Annotated in this window: 18 protein-coding genes, 4 pseudogenes and 2 riboswitches; of the genes and pseudogenes, 9 read left to right on the top strand and 13 right to left on the bottom strand. The window is 70.6% G+C overall.

Features of this window, described 5'->3' with window-relative positions:
• The first annotated feature begins 31 nt into the window (after positions 1-31).
• The 6 genes from NMK34_RS02760 to NMK34_RS02735 all read left to right on the top strand — a co-directional run bounded on the left by NMK34_RS02760 (position 32) and on the right by NMK34_RS02735 (position 6261).
• Positions 32-2014, top strand: coding sequence for a magnesium chelatase subunit D family protein (locus NMK34_RS02760; protein ID WP_187691259.1), 1983 nt, complete (start codon positions 32-34; stop codon positions 2012-2014).
• Positions 2014-2628 carry a cob(I)yrinic acid a,c-diamide adenosyltransferase gene (cobO, locus tag NMK34_RS02755; protein WP_030275079.1) on the top strand — a complete coding sequence of 205 codons (615 nt, stop codon included), beginning with the start codon at positions 2014-2016 and terminating at the stop codon, positions 2626-2628. The genes NMK34_RS02760 and cobO overlap by 1 nt, the downstream gene beginning before the upstream one ends.
• On the top strand, positions 2622-3983 hold the full coding sequence (locus NMK34_RS02750; protein WP_030502029.1) for a cobyrinate a,c-diamide synthase: 1362 nt from the start codon (positions 2622-2624) through the stop codon (positions 3981-3983). Before cobO ends, NMK34_RS02750 begins: the two co-directional genes overlap by 7 nt.
• Before the next feature lie 13 nt (positions 3984-3996).
• Positions 3997-5019 (top strand): uroporphyrinogen-III C-methyltransferase, encoded by a 1023-nt coding sequence (cobA, locus tag NMK34_RS02745; RefSeq protein WP_318332075.1) that lies wholly within the window; start codon positions 3997-3999, stop codon positions 5017-5019.
• Positions 5019-5159: riboswitch (adenosylcobalamin (AdoCbl) riboswitch) on the top strand. Its footprint overlaps the gene before it by 1 nt.
• Positions 5158-5367, top strand: coding sequence for a CbtB domain-containing protein (locus NMK34_RS02740; protein WP_013476133.1), 210 nt, complete (start codon positions 5158-5160; stop codon positions 5365-5367). Its footprint overlaps the riboswitch before it by 2 nt.
• 111 nt (positions 5368-5478) lie before the next feature.
• The gene (locus NMK34_RS02735; RefSeq protein WP_114920800.1) at positions 5479-6261 is read left to right on the top strand and encodes a CbtA family protein; all 783 of its coding nucleotides are present in this window, start codon (positions 5479-5481) and stop codon (positions 6259-6261) included.
• A 22-nt stretch (positions 6262-6283) separates the two neighbouring features.
• Here the strand turns inward: NMK34_RS02735 and NMK34_RS02730 are convergent, their stop codons facing one another.
• From NMK34_RS02730 to NMK34_RS02705, 6 genes and pseudogenes are all read right to left on the bottom strand, one after another.
• Positions 6284-7012 carry a cobalt-precorrin-6A reductase gene (locus NMK34_RS02730; protein WP_013476131.1) on the bottom strand — a complete coding sequence of 243 codons (729 nt, stop codon included), beginning with the start codon at positions 7010-7012 and terminating at the stop codon, positions 6284-6286.
• 131 nt (positions 7013-7143) lie between these two features.
• Positions 7144-7338 (bottom strand): annotated as a pseudogene (locus NMK34_RS02725) (cobyric acid synthase CobQ); the annotation flags it as partial.
• Complete coding sequence (locus NMK34_RS02720; RefSeq protein ID WP_318332074.1) at positions 7296-7703, bottom strand: hypothetical protein; 408 nt, start codon at positions 7701-7703, stop codon at positions 7296-7298. The gene NMK34_RS02720 and the pseudogene NMK34_RS02725, both read right to left, overlap by 43 nt.
• A 484-nt stretch (positions 7704-8187) precedes the next feature.
• A pseudogene (locus tag NMK34_RS02715) lies at positions 8188-8695 on the bottom strand (ABC transporter ATP-binding protein); the annotation flags it as partial.
• A complete protein-coding gene (locus NMK34_RS02710; protein ID WP_013476128.1) occupies positions 8695-9732 on the bottom strand; it encodes a FecCD family ABC transporter permease in 1038 nt (345 codons plus the stop codon). The pseudogene NMK34_RS02715 and the gene NMK34_RS02710, both read right to left, overlap by 1 nt.
• A 26-nt stretch (positions 9733-9758) precedes the next feature.
• Positions 9759-10742: an ABC transporter substrate-binding protein gene (locus NMK34_RS02705; RefSeq protein WP_013476127.1), complete on the bottom strand. Its 984-nt coding sequence runs from the start codon at positions 10740-10742 to the stop codon at positions 9759-9761.
• 41 nt (positions 10743-10783) lie between these two features.
• Positions 10784-10968: riboswitch (cobalamin riboswitch) on the bottom strand.
• A gap of 588 nt (positions 10969-11556) precedes the next feature.
• Between NMK34_RS02705 and NMK34_RS02700 the strand changes: the two are divergent.
• Positions 11557-11796: pseudogene (locus tag NMK34_RS02700) on the top strand (MFS transporter); the annotation flags it as partial.
• A gap of 29 nt (positions 11797-11825) precedes the next feature.
• Here NMK34_RS02700 and NMK34_RS02695 read toward each other — a convergent pair.
• Entirely contained in the window at positions 11826-11948 is a 123-nt protein-coding gene (locus NMK34_RS02695) for a hypothetical protein (protein ID WP_255348685.1), read from the bottom strand.
• Positions 11949-12139: 191 nt separating this feature from the next.
• Here NMK34_RS02695 and NMK34_RS02690 point away from each other — a divergent pair.
• Positions 12140-12271: pseudogene (locus NMK34_RS02690) on the top strand (IS5/IS1182 family transposase); the annotation flags it as partial.
• Between the two features lie 33 nt (positions 12272-12304).
• On the opposite strand, the gene NMK34_RS02685 reads toward NMK34_RS02690, so the two are convergent.
• The gene (locus NMK34_RS02685) at positions 12305-12814 is read right to left on the bottom strand and encodes an NUDIX domain-containing protein (RefSeq protein WP_318332073.1); all 510 of its coding nucleotides are present in this window, start codon (positions 12812-12814) and stop codon (positions 12305-12307) included.
• The gene (selD, locus tag NMK34_RS02680; RefSeq protein WP_318332072.1) at positions 12811-13887 is read right to left on the bottom strand and encodes a selenide, water dikinase SelD; all 1077 of its coding nucleotides are present in this window, start codon (positions 13885-13887) and stop codon (positions 12811-12813) included. Before selD ends, NMK34_RS02685 begins: the two co-directional genes overlap by 4 nt.
• 219 nt (positions 13888-14106) lie before the next feature.
• Here selD and NMK34_RS02675 point away from each other — a divergent pair, with 219 nt between their 5' ends.
• The gene (locus NMK34_RS02675) at positions 14107-15018 is read left to right on the top strand and encodes a dCTP deaminase domain-containing protein (protein ID WP_318332071.1); all 912 of its coding nucleotides are present in this window, start codon (positions 14107-14109) and stop codon (positions 15016-15018) included.
• Positions 15019-15050: 32 nt separating this feature from the next.
• Here NMK34_RS02675 and NMK34_RS02670 read toward each other — a convergent pair whose 3' ends face one another.
• From NMK34_RS02670 to NMK34_RS02655, 4 genes are all read right to left on the bottom strand, one after another.
• Entirely contained in the window at positions 15051-15821 is a 771-nt protein-coding gene (locus NMK34_RS02670) for a DUF4230 domain-containing protein (RefSeq protein WP_318332070.1), read from the bottom strand.
• A 116-nt stretch (positions 15822-15937) separates the two neighbouring features.
• The gene (locus NMK34_RS02665) at positions 15938-17098 is read right to left on the bottom strand and encodes an acyl-CoA dehydrogenase family protein (RefSeq protein WP_318332069.1); all 1161 of its coding nucleotides are present in this window, start codon (positions 17096-17098) and stop codon (positions 15938-15940) included.
• Between the two features lie 31 nt (positions 17099-17129).
• Positions 17130-17435 (bottom strand): type II toxin-antitoxin system VapB family antitoxin, encoded by a 306-nt coding sequence (locus NMK34_RS02660; protein ID WP_013283726.1) that lies wholly within the window; start codon positions 17433-17435, stop codon positions 17130-17132.
• Between the two features lie 53 nt (positions 17436-17488).
• Entirely contained in the window at positions 17489-18091 is a 603-nt protein-coding gene (locus tag NMK34_RS02655; protein ID WP_262015400.1) for a nitroreductase family protein, read from the bottom strand.
• Between the last annotated feature and the right edge of the window lie 2 nt (positions 18092-18093).

Here is an 18093-nt window from a genome sequence, read left to right as displayed (position 1 = left end):
ACCGCCATGGCAGATCGAGCGGGAGCCCTACATGCCAGCGCAGTACCCCTTTTGTGCCGTCGTCGGCGCCGACGACATGACTCTCGCCCTCACCCTGGTCGCGATCGATCCGCTCATCGGCGGTGTCCTGATCCGCGGGGAGAAGGGCACTGCCAAGACCACTACCGTGCGCGGCCTCGCCGAGGTGCTCCCGGCGGTACGGGTCTATGCGGGCGACCGGTTCTCCATCGACCCGGACGATCCCTCGGCGGTCTGCCCCGACGGGCCGTTCGACGTGTCCACGCCCGTCGTCGAACGGCCGGTACGCCTCGTCGAACTACCCGTCGGAGCCGGCGACGACCGGGTGACCGGATCGCTGAAGCTCGATGCCGCGCTGCGAGACGGCGTCGTCGCGTTCGAGCCTGGCCTGCTGGCCCGGGCCCATCGTGGCCTGCTGTACGTCGACGAGGTCAACCTGCTGCCGGACCACCTGGTCGACCTGCTGCTCGACGCCGCGGCGACCGGCCGGGTCAGCGTCGAACGCGACGGTGTCTCGGTCGAGCATGCCTCCCGGTTCGTGTTGATCGGCACGATGAACCCGGAGGAGGGCGAACTGCGCCCGCAGCTGCTCGACCGGTTCGGCCTGACGGTCGAGGTCGCCGCCCCGCGTGACCCCGTCCTGCGGGTGCAGGCGGTCCGCCGCCGGCTCGCATTCGACGCCGACCCGGAGGGCTTCGCCACACGCTGGGCCGGCGAGCAGGAAGCCCTGCGCACCCGGCTGGCCGCCGCCCGGCGCTCGCTGGCCGGTGTCGTGCTCGACGACGAGACGCTGACCAGGATCGCCGAGCTGTGCGCCGCGTTCGACGTGGACGGCCTGCGTGCGGACCTCGTCACCGCTCGCGCCGCCGCGGCGCACGCGGCCTGGCGGGGACGTACGCGAGTGACACTCGAGGACATCCGCATCGCCGCCCGTCTCGCGCTGCCGCACCGCCGCCGCCGCAACCCCTTCGACGAGCCCGGCCTGGACCAGGACCGCCTGGACGACCTACTCGGCCACAACGACCCCGACCCCGGACCCGACGGTCCCGGCGGCGGTCTGCCCGACGACACCGGGCACGACAGATCGGCCGGGGACGTGCCCGGCTCTCCCGGCGAGAGCCCGCCCGTACCGGAGCCCGAACGGCAGGCCGCCACATCGATGGCATCCGCGGGCGAGCCCGCACGTGCCCGCTTGCTGGTCGTGAAAGGAACCGGCGACGGTCAGGCCGGCCGGCGGTCCCGGGCACGAACACCGCAGGGCCGTGTCGCCGGGCAGCGGCGGCGCACGTCCGGCGACGGCCGGCTGCACCTGCCGGGCACCATCACCGCGGCGGCGCCGCATCAGCATTCCCGGGGTGGCTTGACCGGCGGTCGCGGCCTCGCGCTCGTGCCCGGCGACCTGCGCCGGGCCGAGACCGTCGGGCGCGAGTCGAACCTCGTGCTGCTGTGCGTGGACGCGTCCGGTTCGATGGCGGCCCGCCGCCGCATGGAGCAGGTCAAGACCGCTGTGCTGTCGCTGCTGCTGGACGCCTACCGCCGCCGGGACAAGGTCGCACTGGTGACGTTCCGCCGGCACACCGCCGAGGTCGTCCTGCCACCGACCGGCTCGGTCGACGTCGCCTCCCGCCGCCTGGCCGACCTACCGGCCGGTGGCCGGACCCCGCTCGCGGAGGGCCTGGAACGCAGTGGCGAGGTGCTGCGCCGGGAGGCGCTGCGCGACCCGTCCCGCCGGCCCCTGCTCGTCGTGGTGACCGACGGCCGCGCCACCTCCGGCCCGGACCCGCTGGGTCGTGCCCACCGCGCCGCCGCCGCGCTCGCCACCAGCGGTGTCCAGGTCGTCGTCGTGGACTGCGAGACCGGACGATTCCGGCTCGGCCTCGCCGCCCGGCTTGCCACTCATCTGAGGGCCGAGCACGTGCCGCTCGGTGAAGTGACCGCCGACGGGCTCACAGGGGTCGTTCGCACGGCGACCGCTCCGCGGGCGGGGGTGGCCTGATGCCGCAGGGTAAGCCGCTCACCGTCCCGGACGACGGCAGCACCACCCGCCAGCGGCGCAACCGGCCGCTGCTGATGGTCCACACCGGAAACGGCAAGGGCAAGTCGACCGCCGCCTTCGGCATGGCGATGCGCGCCTGGAACCAGGGCTGGGACATCGGGGTGTTCCAGTTCGTGAAGTCGGCCAAGTGGCGCATCGGGGAACAGACCGTCCTGGAGAGGCTCGGGCTGCTGCACGAGCAGACCGGCGAAGGCGGGCCAGTCGAGTGGCACAAAATGGGCTCCGGATGGTCCTGGAGCCGTAAGAGCGGCACCGAGGCGGACCACGCCGCGGACGCCGCCGAGGGCTGGGCGGAGGTGAAGCGCCGTATCCAGGCGGAACGGCACCAGCTCTATATCCTGGACGAGTTCACCTATCCGATGCAGTGGGGCTGGGTCGACGTCGGCGACGTCGTGGAGACACTGGTCCACCGTCCCGGCCGTCAGCACGTGATCGTCACCGGGCGCCGGGCCGACCCCCGGCTGATCGAGGCAGCCGATCTGGTGACCGAGATGCAGCACGTCAAGCACCCGATGGACGTCGGCCAGAAGGGCCAACGAGGCATCGAATGGTGAGCCTTCCGCGGCTGATCGTCGCGGCGCCGGCCTCCGGCCACGGCAAGACCACGGTCGCGACCGGGCTCATGGCCGCGCTGGCCGCGCGCAGGCACACCGTGTCGGGGCACAAGGTGGGGCCCGACTACATCGACCCCGGCTACCACGCGCTGGCCACCGGACGCCCCGGCCGCAACCTCGACCCGCACCTGACCGACCCCTCACTCGTGATCCCGCTGCTGCTGCACGGCGCACGCGACGCGGACATCGCCATCGTCGAAGGGGTCATGGGCCTGTTCGACGGCCGCATCGGCGGCGACGGTTTCGCCTCCACCGCGCACCTCGCGGCCCTGACCGCCACCCCGATTCTGCTGGTCGTGGACGTCTCGCACACCTCGCGCAGCGTCGGGGCCGTCGTGCACGGAATGGGCACGTTCGAGGCCGGCGTCACCGTCGCGGGTGTCGTGCTCAACAAAGCCGGGTCCGCCCGCCACGCCGCCGAGGCGGCCCGGGCGGTGGAATCCACCGGCGTACCGGTGCTCGGGATCCTGCACCGCGACCAGGGTGTCAGCGCCCCGTCGCGCCACCTCGGGCTCGTGCCGGCAGCCGAACGTGAGGAGGCCGCCGCCGCCCTGGACGTGCTGGCCGAGCAGATCGCCCGCCACGTGGACCTCGATGCGGTGCTGCAGGTGGCACGCACCGCACCCGATCTGGACGCCCAGCCATGGGACCCCGCCGCGCACGTCCGGCGGCTGGGCGCCGGATCACCGGTGGTTGCGGTCGCGGCCGGGCGTGCCTTCACCTTCCGGTACGCCGAGACGACCGAGCTGCTGCAGGCGGCGGGCTGCACCGTCGTTCCGTTCGACCCGGCCCGCGACCAGCGGCTTCCCGCCGGGACACGCGGGTTGTACCTCGGTGGGGGGTTCCCCGAGGTACACGCGTCCACGCTGAGCGCCAACACGACGCTGCGCCACGAACTGCGCCAGGCCGTCCTCGACGGCGTCCCCACCGTCGCCGAGTGCGCCGGCCTGCTGTATCTGTGCCGCTCCGTCGACGGCCATCCCATGGTCGGGGCGCTCGACGCCGAAGCAGTCATGACGCCGCGCCTCACCCTCGCGTACCACCGTGCCGGACTCGGCTCGGACCAGCTGCTCGGCGAGCGGGGAACCGCTGCCACCGGCCACGAATTCCACCGCACCACCGTCACACCCGGTCACGGCGAGCACCCCGCCTGGCGCATCGAGGGCCGCAATGCCGGATTCGCCTCCCCCAGCCTCAGCGCGTCCTATCTGCACGTGCATTGGGCTGGGCACCCGCATCTGGCCCAGTCGTTCACCGAGGCCGTACACCGGACGGCTGTCTCCTCAGCACGTTAGGAATCACCGTCACATGCAGCTGAACCTTACCGGCCGTAGCGTGCTCGTCCTCGACGGGAGCGCACCCGCCGCCGTCACGGTCAGTGCGCTGCTGCACAAGCGGGCCCTGGTCACCGTCGCCGCGCCGGCCGTGTGCGCCGCGCTGGAGGACCTCGCCCTCCGCGGGCGCCTGACCTGGGTCACCACCCCGGTCGACGAGAGCCGGTTCGACGTCGTGCTGCGTACCGTCGCACCCTCGGAGGCCGGGTCGGCGGCAGCGGTCCGAACGGCCGGACGCGTCACGCTGGTCGGCGCCGGCCCGGGCGATCCGGGGCTGGTCACCGTCGCCGGACGCGCGGCCGTCAAGCAGGCCGACGTGATCCTCACCGACCGGCTCGCCCCGTGGGAGGCCCTGAAGTGGGCGCGCCCGGACGCCGAGATCATCGACGTCACCAAGATCCCGTACGGGCGGAGCACGAGCCAGGAACAGATCAACGCGCTGCTCGTCGAGCACGCCCGCGCCGGACGGCACGTTGTGCGGTTCAAGGGCGGCGACTCGTACGTCTTCGGCCGCGGCTTCGAGGAAGTCACCGCGTGCGCCGAAGCCGGCGTCCCCACCACCGTGATACCCGGCGTGACCTCCAGCATCGCGGCCCCGGAGCTGGCCGGCATCCCGGTCACCCACCGCGGACTCGTGCAAGGCTTCACCGTCATCTCCGGCCACGTACCGCCCGGCCATCCCGACTCGTCGATCGACTACGCCGCCCTCGCCCGCACCGGCACCACCCTCGTGGTGCTGATGGGCATGCGCAACCTCGCGGCCATCGCCGACGCGCTCGTCGCCGCTGGTCTCGACCGGAACACACCCTGCGCCGTCGTCGCGGACGCCGCCTCGGCCGGCCAGCGGGTGCTGCGCAGTACCCTCGCCGACGTCGTCGCCGACACCGCCGAGGCCGGCATCGGCGCGCCCGCCGTAACGGTGATCGGCCACGTCGTCGCCCTCGGACCGGCCGCCGTGCAGGCAGTCGCGACAGCGTCGCGTTGCTCCGATACCTGATATGGTCGTGCCACCCTGCTGAAGGAAGCCGGTGTGAATCCGGCGCAGTCGCGCTACTGTGACGCCGCTCGCGGCGAAGCCAGACCCTCCAGCCAGGTCGACCACCCATCGACGGGACGCAGCATCCCAAGGAGTGTCATGCCTCAGGCGACCACGGCCATTCCGGCCGTTCTTCCCACCATCCCCGTTCGCGCGCTCGCCCCCTGGGCGCTGTTCTTCGCGCTGGTCACCGCCGTCGTCCTGTATTTCGTGGGCGCCGAGCAGGGAGCTTTCTCCGTCTTCGAGGGCACCTTCATCCACGAGCTGACGCACGACGCACGGCACGTGCTGGGCTTCCCCTGCCACTGACACCACGCCACGCGGCAGTTCGCCCGGCCCGGCCGGAGTTTTCGTCTTTCCTCGTCACCGGCGCTGCGGGCGTTTCGTGATGCCCGCGGCCGGCTCTCGAACGGACCCTTGATGACCCCTCGCACTTTTCTCGTTCACGGGCTGCTGGCCGGGCTCATCGCCGGTTTCGCGGCCTTCCTCGTCTCCTACGTCGTCGCCGAACCCCAGGTCGATGCAGCCATCGCCCTGGAGGAAGCCGGTGCCGCCGAGCACCCGCACGACAATGCCACCGCCGAGCAGTCTCACAGCCACGATGAGGAGGAGGCCGAGGTCTCGCGTGGCACCCAGTCCACCGGGGGCCTGGCACTGGGCACCATCCTGGTGGGCATCGTCCTCGGTGGAGCGACCGCGCTCGCTGCCGCCTTCGCCGCCGGGCGTCTGGGCTCCCTGTCCGCACGGGCCAGCACCGCGGTGGTCGCCGCCGTCGGTTTCGTCGCCACCGCCCTCGTGCCGTTCCTCAAGTACCCCGCCACACCACCGGCGGTCGGCTCCGGTGCCACGATCAACGAGCGGACCGCGCTGTACTTCGGGTTCTGGGCACTGAGCCTGGCCGCCGCGATCGGCGCCGTGGTCCTGGCCCGGCGTCTGCTGCCCCAGCTGGGCGCATACTCGGCGGTGCTGGCCGGTGCCGGCGCCTATCTCGTGGTCGTCGTGGTCGCCGGGGCTCTGCTGCCGACGGTCAACGAGGTCGGCGGTTTCCCGGCCGACACACTCTGGTACTTCCGCATCTCGTCGATCACGACCCTGGCCGCGACTTGGGCGGTCCTGGGTGCAGTGCTGACCGGTCTGGTCGGACGCGACGCGGACCGTGCCGCCGAGCGGCTGCGCCGCCAGGAGCTGGCGGCCACGCTCTGAACCTTCCCGGCTGAACCTCGCGTCAGGGTGCGGGCAACGCCCGCACCCACGCCAGGGCGGCGTCCACGTCACGGACCAGCGGCACTCCGGCCGGCGGCCCGGCGCGGCGCACGATCACGACCGGCATCGCCCGCTCGGCGGCGACCTCCAGCTTCGCGACCGTGTGGTCACCGCCGGAGTCCTTGGTAACTAGAACGTCCGTGCCCGCCATCACCTCCCGCTCGTGCGCGAGGGTGTAGGGACCGCGGCTGCGCAGCAGCTTCCACGACACCGGCAGAACGATGTCGGGCTCGTCCACCACGCGAACCAGGCACGCGTGCCGGCGCAACGGTTCGACGAAGTGCGCCAGCGACTGCCGTCCGACGGTGAGGAACGGCCGGTCGCCCAGACCGGCCGCCACCCGGGCAGCTTCACTGTGGTCACCGGCCCAGTACCAGGCCGACGCCTCGGGGCGAGCGGCCCAGCCGGGCCGTTCCAAACGGAGCAGGGGAACCCCGGCGGCCGGGCACGCCGCCGCCGCGTTGGCGCTGATCTTCTCCGCGAACGGGTGCGTCGCGTCGACCACGGCACGCACCCGGGTCTCCGCCAGGTACGCGGCCAGTCCTGCGATCCCGCCGAAGCCACCGACGCGGACCTGCCCCACCGGCAGCCGGGGACGCGCGACCCGCCCCGCCAGTGAGGTCACGACCACGGCACCGTCGTCGACGAGCGAGGCCGCCAGCGCGCGGGCCTCGCCCGTCCCACCGAGCACGAGAATCCTCACGCGTAGGGTCCGATCACCGGCGCCGCGGGAGCGCCCCGCTCGGCTAGGTTCAGCAGCGCGTCGACCTCCAGGTGTTTCTCCGCCAGGTCGGCGAGCAGATCCAGCCGGGCCTGCCGGGCCGGCTCTGCGCCCGCCGCCAGCGCCTGCACCCACTGAGCATGGCCGATCTCCGGCCCACCCGCACACGCCATCGAATTGTTCGCCATGTTCCGTGCCTTGAACGGAGCGACCCGAACACCGCGCCGTGCGAACGCCCGGCACAACGCGGTCGTCACCCGGCTCTTGCCCGCGTCCGACGTCCTGCCCGCCACCATGAGCCGCCCGGTTCGGCGAGCCTGTCCTTCCACCGCCCCAGTATCGCCTGCTGTCCATCCGCCGGACCGCCGGGCTCGGCGTGGGCGAGGTCCAGCCCGGGCTGGTGTCCGACGCTGCCCACCACTTCGGCCATCAGCAACGTGACCTCATGGACGAGTTCGTCCATGCTCTGCCCTGTCTGTGACTGGACCAGGGCCAAGGGCGAGTTCGGCGAGCAGCATGAAACCCGGGTGCGCACGGTCTCGTCGCCGATGGCGCCCAGCAGTTCCTCGGCGCCGGCGAAGTCACCGCGGTGTCTGGCCGCAATGACTCCCGCCGCCTGCTGCGCCGCGAGGAACGCCGGCCCAGCGCCGGCCTCGGTCATCGTGCCAGGATAATCGGGTTGCCGGCGCGGGGCGCGTCGAACCGCCGGGTCACGTCCGACCAGTGAACCGGTGGCCGCGTCGAGCGCCGCGTGCAGCAAACGGTTTCGCGCCGTCGAGGAAACACCTGTGCACGAATACGCCCAGACGCGCGGCCATCTGCTCGGCGAGCTGGTGGATCGTGTCGTGGCCAGCGTGGTGGGTGACCGACCGGGCACCGGCAGCACGTGCCGGGTCATGACGGCGGCCGGAACTCAATGACGGTCCGCCCGTCGTGAACCCGCACGTCTGCGTCGACGCCGTACACGTCGGCGAGCAGCGCCGGGGTGAGCACCCGTGCGGGTGGTCCCGCGGCGACGACCCGGCCGTGGTGCAGCACGACGACGGTGTCGCAGAACATGACGGCCAGGTTGAGGTCGTGCAGCGCGGCGAGGGCGGTGACCTGCGATCGGCGGACCAGGTGCAGCAGCTGAAGCTGGTGGCCGATGTCGAGGTGGTTGGTGGGTTCGTCGAGCAGCAGCAGTTCCGGCTCCTGGGCCAGCGCGCGGGCGAGCTGGACGCGCTGGCGTTCCCCACCGGACAGGGTCTGCCACTTACGGTCGGCGAACCCGGCCAGGTCGACCCGGCCCAGTGCCTCGACCGCGGCGGCATGGTCGCAGCCGGTGTCGGACCAGCGGGTCCGGCGGTGCGGGATGCGGCCGAGCAGGACCACGTCGCGGACGGTCAGGTCGAGGTCGGTCTCGGCGTGCTGGGCCAGCAACGCGATGCGCCGGGCCAGGGCAAGGCGCCGCAGCCGAGTCACGTCGTCGCCTGCGAGTGTGATGTTGCCGGTATCCGGGCGCACCAGGGCGGCGACGGCCCGCAGCAGGGTGGTCTTGCCGGAGCCGTTCGGGCCGAGCAGCCCGACCAGGCTGCCCGCCGGGACGGTGCCGGTGACGTGGTCGAGGATGCGGGCGGCGGGCACCGCCCACGAGACGTCGGAGATCTGAAGCATCAGCCGCGTACCTCCCGGCGGCGCAGGATCAGGAAGAACGCCGGCACCCCGACCAGTGCCGTCAGCACCCCGACCGGCAGCTCACGCGGTTCGAAGACGGTGCGGGCGGCGGTGTCGACCCAGGTCAGGAAGATGGCGCCGGCGAGCACGGCGACCGGTAGCAGCCGCCGGTGGTCCGGTCCGGTGATCAGGCGGGCGGCGTGCGGGAGGATCAGCCCGACGAACCCGATCGCGCCGCTGACCGCGACCAGCACGGCGGTCAGCAGGGCGGTGCCGACCAGCAGCAGCCACCGCAGCCGGTTCACCTCGACGCCGAGGCTCGCGGCGGCCTCCTCACCGAAGGCGAAGGCGTTGAGGGTACGGGCGTGCCAGCCGACCACCGCCAGCACCACGACCAGCACCGGTACCGCCCAGCCCAGGGCCGTCCAGTCGGCGCGGGCCATCGACCCGGACAGCCAGAACGTGATGCTCTGCGTGGCGTGCGGGTCGGCCACCCAGATGATCACGAAAGAGGTCAGTGCCGCGCACAGTTGTCCCACCGCGACCCCGGTCAGCACCACGCGCGTCGGCGACAATGCCCCGAACCTCCCGGCCAGGCCCACGACCAGCAGGAACGCGACAAGGGCGCCGAGGAAGGCGCCGCCGGTCAGCGCGGCTACGCCACTACCGATGCCGGCCACGACCACCAGGACCGCGCCCAGCGACGCCCCTGAGGAGACCCCGAGCAGGTACGGGTCCGCCAGGGGATTGCGGGTGACGGTCTGCATGACCGCACCGGCCGCGGCCAGGCCCGCCCCCACCGTGGCGGCGCCGAGAACCCGGGGCAAACGTAGGTCCCAGACGATGTGGTCGCGCAGCAGCGGCACGTCCGAGTTCGCGAGTCCCAGGTGGCCGGCGACGACCGTCCACACCGTCCCGACAGTCAGGTCGGCCGGGCCGATGGTGACCGCGACGGCCACCGACAGCACCAGACCGGCGACCAGAGCCAGCACGAGCGCGGCCAGGCCGACCGCCCGCACCGGGCGGTGGGTGCGCACCGGGGCGGGCCGGGTGGTGACGGCGGTCAGCTCGGGGCCCCGGACGGCAGCGCGGCGATGCCCTGGGCGAGGGCTTCGACGCCGAGGACGTTGCGGACACCGGCCGTGGTTGACGAGAACGGGATCACCACGTACCACTGCTGTTTGACCGCGGGCAGGTCCTTGAGGGTGCGGTGCCCGGCGAGGAAGGTCTTCTTCTGCGCGGCGGGATCCCAGCTCGCGTCGACGAGCACGATGACCTCGGGGTTGCGGTCGGTGACGGTCTCCCAGCTTGTGTCGCCCCAGCTGCCGGTGAGGTCGGCGAAGGCGTTGGTGACCCCGGCCGCCGACATGATCATGTTGGGGGCGCCGCAGCAGGCGCCGACGCTCGGGGCGTCGCTGCCGCCGTCCCACCACATGACCTTCACGTTGCGGGCGGTGCCTGCGGCCGTGGCGATGCGGCCCTCGTGGTCGGCGATCAGCTTCTCGCCGCGGTCGCTCACCCCGAAGATCGCCGCGAGCTCGCGGATCTCGGTGAACACGTCGCCGATGGCGAGCTTCGCCTGCCGGGTCTGCGCCGGGCACCCGGCAGGGGAGATGTAGGTGCCGACGCCGAGTTTCTGCCAGTCGGCGCGGTCACCGACCCCCTCGTCACCGAACGCGCTGTTGTACGACGCGTACACGAAATCGGGTTCAGCCTCGAGCAGCTTCTCCTTGGTCGGGTACTCCTTGGCCAGCACCGGGATCTTAGCGTAGGCGTCCGCGTAGGCGGGCAGGATCGCGTCGTCGAGGTAGGCCGTGCCGATCATCCGATCTTGCAGGCCCAGGGCCAGCATGATCTCCGTGGCGGCCTGGTTCATGGTGACGACCCGCATCGGTGGCGCCGCGATGGTCACCGGGGTGCCGCAGTTGGTCACCGCGACCGGTCCAGCGGACACCGCCGGTGGTGCGGCAGCAGGCTTGGCATCGGCGCCGCAGCCGGTGAGCAGCACAGTGGACAGCAACAACGGCGCGGCAACGCGCCAGGGCATGGGGAACCGCACAGCGGGACCGCCTTCCAACACCTCGTGGACGGGGACGAACGTGCCGTGGCCGGTCTCCTGGCTGACGGGACAAGCAACCGCCGGCCGGCCTTCCCAGGCATCTCTGCCCAGTGACCTCGCGAAACGACGAGGGCCGACGGTCTCCCGATCACAGTGGCGAGGGCCGCGCCGGCATCACACCGGCTTCCCGAACACCACGGCGTCCCCACCATAACGGCCCGCGCTCGCCGCGGATCCGGTCCGGGCACCCGCTGTGGGAAATCCGACGCGCCGGACCGGCCTCGGCGTGGCTGTCGGCCCGCAACCCATCCGGCTCCTTTCTCGTGCGCGGTGGCTGGGCGAGGGCACGTGATCGACAGTGAGCGCCGTGGCTGAGGCTGAGCAGCAATACGTGAGCGCAGGTGCGAGGCCACGTCCGCCAGCGACCGGCTCCTCGGTCGTGGGCATGAGGCCGGCGATGCAGACGTCGAAGAGCTCGACGAGCGAGCACGGTACTTCGCGATCTGGATCGCCATCCGACCTGCGTTGCCGACGGCGCCGAGGACAAGGACGCGCTGGCCCGCGGTGAAGTTGATGCGGCGCGTCAGCGCGATCCAGGATGACATCGCCCGGGTTCATGGCGGTGGCGATCCGCACCGGGTCCACGCCGTCGGGTAGAACCACGCTGCGCGAGGGTCGATCAGGGTGCGTTCGGCGAAGGTTCCAAGGGGCGTATCGTGCAGGACCACGCAGCGGACGTTGCCCTTCTCGTCGCGTACCACGCCGTCCACGCCGGGGACGAGCGGGAAGATGTTGTTGCTGGTCCCCGGCGATCGGCATCTGGGCGGCGACCAGTGCGCTGGGCTTCGCCGCCGGGCCGCCGATCGGCGGACTCGTCCTGGCTCACCTGCCCTGGGGTGCGATCTTCCTGGTGAACGTCCCGATCGTGGTGATCTGCCTGCTCGCCGGCCGGATACTGGTCCCGGAATCGCGGGACCCGACCGGTGGGCGTCTCGACCTGGGCGGGGCGACGCTGTCCACCGCCGGCCTGACCGCGATCGTCTCCCCGGGTTCCGCCCACGTCCCCGCCGGTCAGGTGGCCAGGCGCAGGTGACGCCGCTGCCGCAGCCGCACCGCGACAACCGCCACGACCAGCAACGTACGCGCGGCAGCGAAGGCCAGCCCGTCGGTCAGGCCTGCCTCCAGCTCGCGCAACGTGGTGGAGCGGCAGGTAAACGGCGAGCGACGCCGGTCCCGATCCGGGCCGGCGTCGCTCGCCGTCGGGCTCAGAGTGTGGTTTCGCTGGTGAGGCCGAAGTAGTCGTGCCATTTGGTGCTGGGGGCGAATGTGGTGCCGGTGGAGAGTGCGACGTAGATGTCGTTGGTGGTGCCTTTGGTGAAGACGATGAGCGCGCGATCGCCACCCTCAAGACCTGGAAAATCCTGGTCAAGCTGCGCTGCTGCCCACGCCGAGCGACCGCGATCGTGCAGGCCATCCTCGTCCTGCACCGCGTCGAAGCCGACCGCCACGCAGGATGAAAATGGCTCATTACATGATCGGCAGAACACGCCTTAACCGGCCGTCACGCGTGCCAATGCGTCGAGGATCGGGCGCTTCGCCGTGCGGTTGATCTGGTAGCCATCAACCTCGCCCAGCGGAACCCATTGAACATCGGAGATGTGCTCACGCACCGCGTTCGCCGTCAGGTAGGCGACGGGCTCGCCGACGATGGCACACTGGCGGACGACCACGATGATCGTGTCTACCCCGATCGGTCGCCACATCCACATGGCCAGGGGCCGAGCAGGCGCGACATCGAGCGCGACCTCCTCATGCACCTCTCGGCGCAGACCCTCGTCCAAGCATTCGTCCGACCGCAGCCTTCCTCCCGGAATCTCCCAACATCCCGGGTGGTAAGGGTGATCGTCTGACTTGCGGACCATGAGCAGATTGCCGTCGTGAATAATGATCGCCTTCTGGGCGAATTGGACCAAGTCGTCCATCGGCCGATCACCCTGCGATTCACCCGGGTCTCGCACGCTTGCAACGTTCATCCTGGCCACGCCGTTCGGGTCGTTCATCGCAGTTCAATGGTGGCATCCGACCCGTGCGTCAGTGAACCGATCACCTGTCCAGCCACGCCCTGCTCTGTCAGTGCGGAAAGTACCATGCCGACGCGGTCCTCGGCGGCAGCCAGCAGCAGGCCGCCGGACGTCTGCGGGTCACTGATCACGGCCCGTTCCTCGTCAGTAAGGACGCGCCCCCGTACGGCACCGCTGTAGTGCTCCCAATTGCGCAGTGCACCTCCCGGCACCATTCCCAGCTTCACCAACTCGTCCAGACCTGGGAGAACGGGAAGATCGGAGACCGTCAGAACCGCCGAGACACGGGACGCTTCGCAGACCTCGTGCAAATGCCCGAGGAGACCGAATCCCGTCACATCGGTGGCGGCCCGAATTCCGAGTTGGACGGCGACCCGACTGGCCCGGTCGTTCAGGTCAACCATCGAGCTGAAGCTGGCGGCTCTCGCAAAGTCGGGAGCGAGGCCGTTCTTCAGGGCGGTCGATATCACCCCGGTGCCCAACGGCTTGGTCAGAATCAGCCGGTCGCCAGGAGCCGCCGCGCTGATCCGGAGCACCTCGTCCGGACGGACAAAGCCCACCACGGCCATGCCGAACTTCGGCACCGCGCCGCGCAGAGTGTGCCCGCCCACCATGCGGGCCCCCGCATTCCGGACAATGCTGTCGGCACCTCGCAGGACCTCGGTCAACAGCTCCGCCGGCAGTGTCTCGTCGGGCCACTCCACGAGGTTCGCCGCCAGCACCGGCGTCCCGCCCATGGCATACACATCCGACAGGGCATTCGCGGCTGTCACCGCACCCCACCGCCGCGCGTCGTCATCAATGGGGGTGAAGAAATCAACTGTCAAGATGATGGCAAGGTCTTCCGAGATCGCATAGACGGCGGCATCGTCTCGTTCGGCGAGTCCGACGATAAGCGGATCAGCGGACGACTCTTCCTGCCGTGAACCGATCGGCGCAGTCGCCAGGAACGTCGACAGGACTTGGGAAAGCTGGCCGGGGCCTATTTTGCAGCCGCAGCCGCCCGCTGGCGAGAACTGCATGAGGGACGCCGATCGCATGGCCGTCACCACCTTCGCGAGGATTGGTGAACTGTACCGCTGGTGACTGGCGGGCGAAAGGCGCGACGGAAACAAATCCCCCGATGCCGGGTCTCCATAGCCCACCGGTTCCCGCGCTGCAGCCAGAAATTTGTCAGCGGACGTGGGCAGCAGGGCCGATAGTTGCGTCCAAATTCGTGGTAGGTTTCTCAGATTGGCAACCTCGCGTCATCCGGGTTCGAGGAGAAGGCATTGGGTTTCCTGACCGGTATCGAGATCCGAAGGCGCATCTCAGTCGGCGACCTGAAGATCCAATCTCTCGACCCGGACGAACCCTTCAGCGTGGACAACCAGGTGACGGAAGACGCGGTGGACCTACGTCTAGCGCCGGCGGGCCTAGTCCTTCGACAGGACGTCGAAAGCATCGACTACGTCTTTGACGATCTCGAAAGTCTCTACGACATCATCGAGATTCCCGCCGTCGGCTATGTCCTACCTCCCAACGAAGTGCTGCTCACGCAGTCGCTGGAGGCGATCTGCCTTCCTGCGGACCTCCTCGGTCTGGTGGTGACACGAAGCAGCTTTGCCCGACTGGGCTTGCTCGTCAACTGCCTCGCGCCCAAGTCACCGCCCGGCATAAAGTGGGCCTTTCCGCTACAGCTAGTCAACATCTCTCGCGTACCCTTGACGATCTACCCTTTCACCTCGGTGGCACAACTGATCCTCTCCGAGATGCGCGGCGAGCCAGTGGGTTACCGGGGTAAGTTCCAGGACTCCTACACGGTGACGCCACCACTGTTCAGCGCCCGCGAGAAGCAGTCGATTGGTGCGCGGAACCCGCACGAGACGCTGCGCACCTTCCACATCATCGCCCGCGACGCCCTCAACCAGCAGGGCACCTCCGGCCCGTCCAACACCGATGCGGAGGGGACGCCCCTACCTGCGATCGGACCGACCAACAAGCGCCGGCGACTCGTCGACCTGGCGATCCTGGCGCTGAGCACACTCGCCGCCATCGGATTCGGCATCGCGGGAAACATCATCTCTGGGGGGAAGATCACCTACTGGCAAGGTGTCAGCTTGGTCTTGCTGCTGTTGTTGAGCGCCGTCTGCACCGGCGGCGCGTTGCTGCTGCAAGCCATGGAGAGCCGCCGACAGCGCTGAGTGCCTCGACCTGGGATGGGTGGCACGTCTGTTCAGGGTGCCGTGTAGGTGACAGTCACCTTCTCGTATCCGAGGGAGCGCAGCAGCCCTTCGAGCATCTTGCGGGTGTTCTCCTCGGCTCGGGCGGCGAGCCCACTGTCCCGGGCCGCCGCGGTGATCCGGTCCTCGGCGAGCTTGTAGATCTGCTGCTGCCGGTTGGGGTCGCCGGCGACCAGGTCGTTGAGCCGGTTGATCAGGCCCCGCTGCTGGGCGAAGACGTAGCTCTTGTCCATGTCCAGGTCGGTCTCGCCGAGCTGCGGCGCGGGCAGCTTGATCTCGGCGGACTTGCCGTCCTCGGAGACCACCACCGCGCCGTCGGCGATCTTCGCGAAGTCGACGTACGCCTCGACCCGGCCCGCCCCGACGAACAGCGTGCGCTCGTTGAGCAGGAAGTCGGGCACGTTGCGCCGGTCGTTCTGCACGTCGACCACGACCTGGAAGTTGCCCTCGGCGGCGACGTAGCGGCTCAGGTCACGGATCGACTTGAGCAGCGGCGGCTGGCTGCGGTCGGTCTGCTCCTTGGCGAACGGGTTGCGGAAGTCGGGCAGCAGACCGGTGGCCTGCACGCCGAGCAGCACCACGACCGCCAGCGCCGCCGCGCCGAGCACCCAGAGCAGGCCGCGCACCGCACCTCCGCCCGACGCCGGAGCGCCCGGACCGGGGTCCGGATCGGGCGAGCCCTCCGCCCGGTCGCGAAGGGACTCGCTGGTGGGGTAGTCCGGGAACTCCCGGGTGGGCTCGTTGATGTCACCGTCGCGGGCCATCGCCCTCACCGTCCTCGTCCGACTCATGTCCTCAGCCGACACATCGACTGACAATGACGGTACGGCCACCGTGCGACAGTCGCTCGCCGAGCGCCTCGATCGGGTGAAACCGCAGGTCAGGCGAATGCGGACACGCCCGTCAGCCGCTGGCCGATGACGAGCTGGTGGATCTCGGAGGTGCCCTCGTAGGTGAGTACGCTCTCCAGGTTGTTGGCGTGCCGCATCACCGGGTACTCCCCCGAGACGCCGTTGGCGCCGAGGATCGTGCGGCACTGCCGGGCGATGGCGAGCGCCTCGCGGACGTTGTTCAGCTTGCCCACGCTCACCTGGTCGGGCCGCAGCGTGCCCGCGTCGGCGAGGCGGCCCAGGTGCAGCGCGAGCAGCATGCCCTTGTTCCACTCCACCGCCATGTCGGCGAGCTTGGCCTGGGTGAGCTGGAACCCGGCGAGCGGACGGCCGAACTGGGTGCGCGTGGTCGCGTACTCCAGGGCGGTCTCCAGGCAGTCGCGGGCCGCGCCGAGCGCGCCCCAGACGATGCCGTGCCGGGCCTCGGTCAGGCACCCCAGCGGCGCTTTGAGCCCGATCGCCTCGGGCAGTCGCGCGTCGGCCGGCAGCCGGACGTCGTCGAGCGCGATCTCGCCGGTCACTGACGCGCGCAGCGACATCTTGTGCCGGATCTCGCGCGCCGTCACCCCCGGCGTGTCCATGGGTACGGCGAAGCCGCGCACCCCGTCGTCGGTACGCGCCCAGATCACGCCCACGTCGGCGATCGGCGCGTTGGTGATCCACAGTTTGCTGCCGTTGAGGATCCAGTCGTCGCCGTCGCGACGGGCCCGGGTCGCCATCGAGGCGGGGTCGGAGCCGTGGTCGGGTTCGGTGAGCCCGAAACAGCCGATCGCCTCACCGGCCGCCATGGCGGGCAGCCAGCGCTGCTTCTGCTCCTCGCTGCCGTAGCGCCAGATGGCGTACATGGCCAGCGATCCCTGGACCGACACCAGCGAGCGGACGCCGGAGTCGCCGGCCTCCAGTTCCAGGCAGGCCAGCCCGTACGCGACGGCCGAGGAGCCGGCGCAGCCGTACCCGGTCAGGTGCATGCCGAGCAGGCCGAGCTTGCCGAACTCGCGGGCCAGTTCCCGGGCCGGCACCTGGCCGTCCTCGTACCAGCCGGCGACGTGCGGGCGTACCCGATCGGTCACGAGCCGGCGCACGACGGCGCGGATCTGCCGCTCCTCGTCGCTGAGCGACGCATCGATGTCGAGCAGGTCGAGAGGAGTCATGGCGTCACCTTAACCAAGACTCAGGGAGGCGTCACTCGCCCTGGTCACCGAGCACGAGCACCCGTGCGTGGATCTGGTTGCGCTGCTGGAGCGCCGCGCGCAGCGCCCGGTGCAGGCCGTCCTCCAGGTAGAGGCCGCCGTTCCACTGGACGACGTGCGGGAAGAGGTCGCCGTAGAAGGTGGAGTCCTCCGCGAGCAGCTTGTCCAGCGCGAGTTCGCGCTTGGTGGTGATGAGCTGGTCAAGCCGCAGCGGGCGCGGCGGAATCTCGGCCCACTGCTTCAGCGTGAGGTTGTGCTCCGGGTAGGGACGCCCGTCCCGGACCGCCCTGAAGATCACGGCGTGCTCTCCTCCCCAGGCCACGCTGACAATGTGGATGTCAGCCTAACCGCTCAGGTCCACCGTCCCCGCCGCACCACATCCTGCACCGGACGACGCCCTCGGCGCAGCGACGGTGACCGGTGGTCGACAGCTCGGTAACCTACTGTGATCGCACCGATCGGGTGCAGTTCCGGCGGTACCCCGAACGCGTCCCGGTACGCCCCGATGCGCTGCGGCGGGATGCCGAAGAAGCAGGCGCCCAGCCCTTCGTCGACGGCGGTGAGCAGCATCAGCAGCGCCGCGAAGCCGGTGTCCACGTACCAGTAGGGCACCGGCCAGCGGTCCTCGTCGCGGTCCGCCCAGCCCTTGTCCGCCTCGGCGTAGCGGTCCAGGTAGGCGTCGCGGTTGGCGTGCGGCACCACGATCAGCGGCGCCCGGCGCATCCCGGCCAGCCAGCGTTCCCGGCCGCCGCCACCGGGCGTGGTGGCAGCCCAGAACCGTTCCCGGTCCTCGGGTTCCTCCAGCACCAGGAAGCCCCAGCCCTGCGAGAACCCGGCCGACGGGGCCCGGACGGCGTGGTCGAGCAGCCGGTCCACGACCTCCGGCGGCACCGGCCGGTCGGGGTCGTAGTTGCGCACCATCCGGCGGCGCCGGACGACCTCGGCGAACTCCACGC

This window comes from Micromonospora sp. BRA006-A, assembly GCF_033433935.1.
GTDB lineage: Bacteria > Actinomycetota > Actinomycetes > Mycobacteriales > Micromonosporaceae > Micromonospora > Micromonospora aurantiaca.
This window is presented reverse-complemented; position numbering and strand designations above follow the sequence as displayed.

What these genes read in the sequence shown, in the direction of transcription:
- NMK34_RS02760 (WP_187691259.1), top strand. Translation starts at nt 32, where the DNA reads ATGCCAGCGCAGTACCCCTTTTGTGCCGTCGTCGGCGCCGACGACATG.
- cobO (WP_030275079.1), top strand. Translation starts at nt 2,014, where the DNA reads ATGCCGCAGGGTAAGCCGCTCACCGTCCCGGACGACGGCAGCACCACC.
- NMK34_RS02750 (WP_030502029.1), top strand. Translation starts at nt 2,622, where the DNA reads ATGGTGAGCCTTCCGCGGCTGATCGTCGCGGCGCCGGCCTCCGGCCAC.
- cobA (WP_318332075.1), top strand. Translation starts at nt 3,997, where the DNA reads ATGCAGCTGAACCTTACCGGCCGTAGCGTGCTCGTCCTCGACGGGAGC.
- NMK34_RS02740 (WP_013476133.1), top strand. Translation starts at nt 5,158, where the DNA reads ATGCCTCAGGCGACCACGGCCATTCCGGCCGTTCTTCCCACCATCCCC.
- NMK34_RS02735 (WP_114920800.1), top strand. Translation starts at nt 5,479, where the DNA reads ATGACCCCTCGCACTTTTCTCGTTCACGGGCTGCTGGCCGGGCTCATC.
- NMK34_RS02720 (WP_318332074.1), bottom strand. Translation starts at nt 7,703, where the DNA reads ATGACCGAGGCCGGCGCTGGGCCGGCGTTCCTCGCGGCGCAGCAGGCG.
- NMK34_RS02705 (WP_013476127.1), bottom strand. Translation starts at nt 10,742, where the DNA reads ATGCCCTGGCGCGTTGCCGCGCCGTTGTTGCTGTCCACTGTGCTGCTC.
- NMK34_RS02685 (WP_318332073.1), bottom strand. Translation starts at nt 12,814, where the DNA reads ATGAACGACCCGAACGGCGTGGCCAGGATGAACGTTGCAAGCGTGCGA.
- NMK34_RS02670 (WP_318332070.1), bottom strand. Translation starts at nt 15,821, where the DNA reads ATGGCCCGCGACGGTGACATCAACGAGCCCACCCGGGAGTTCCCGGAC.
- NMK34_RS02665 (WP_318332069.1), bottom strand. Translation starts at nt 17,098, where the DNA reads ATGACTCCTCTCGACCTGCTCGACATCGATGCGTCGCTCAGCGACGAG.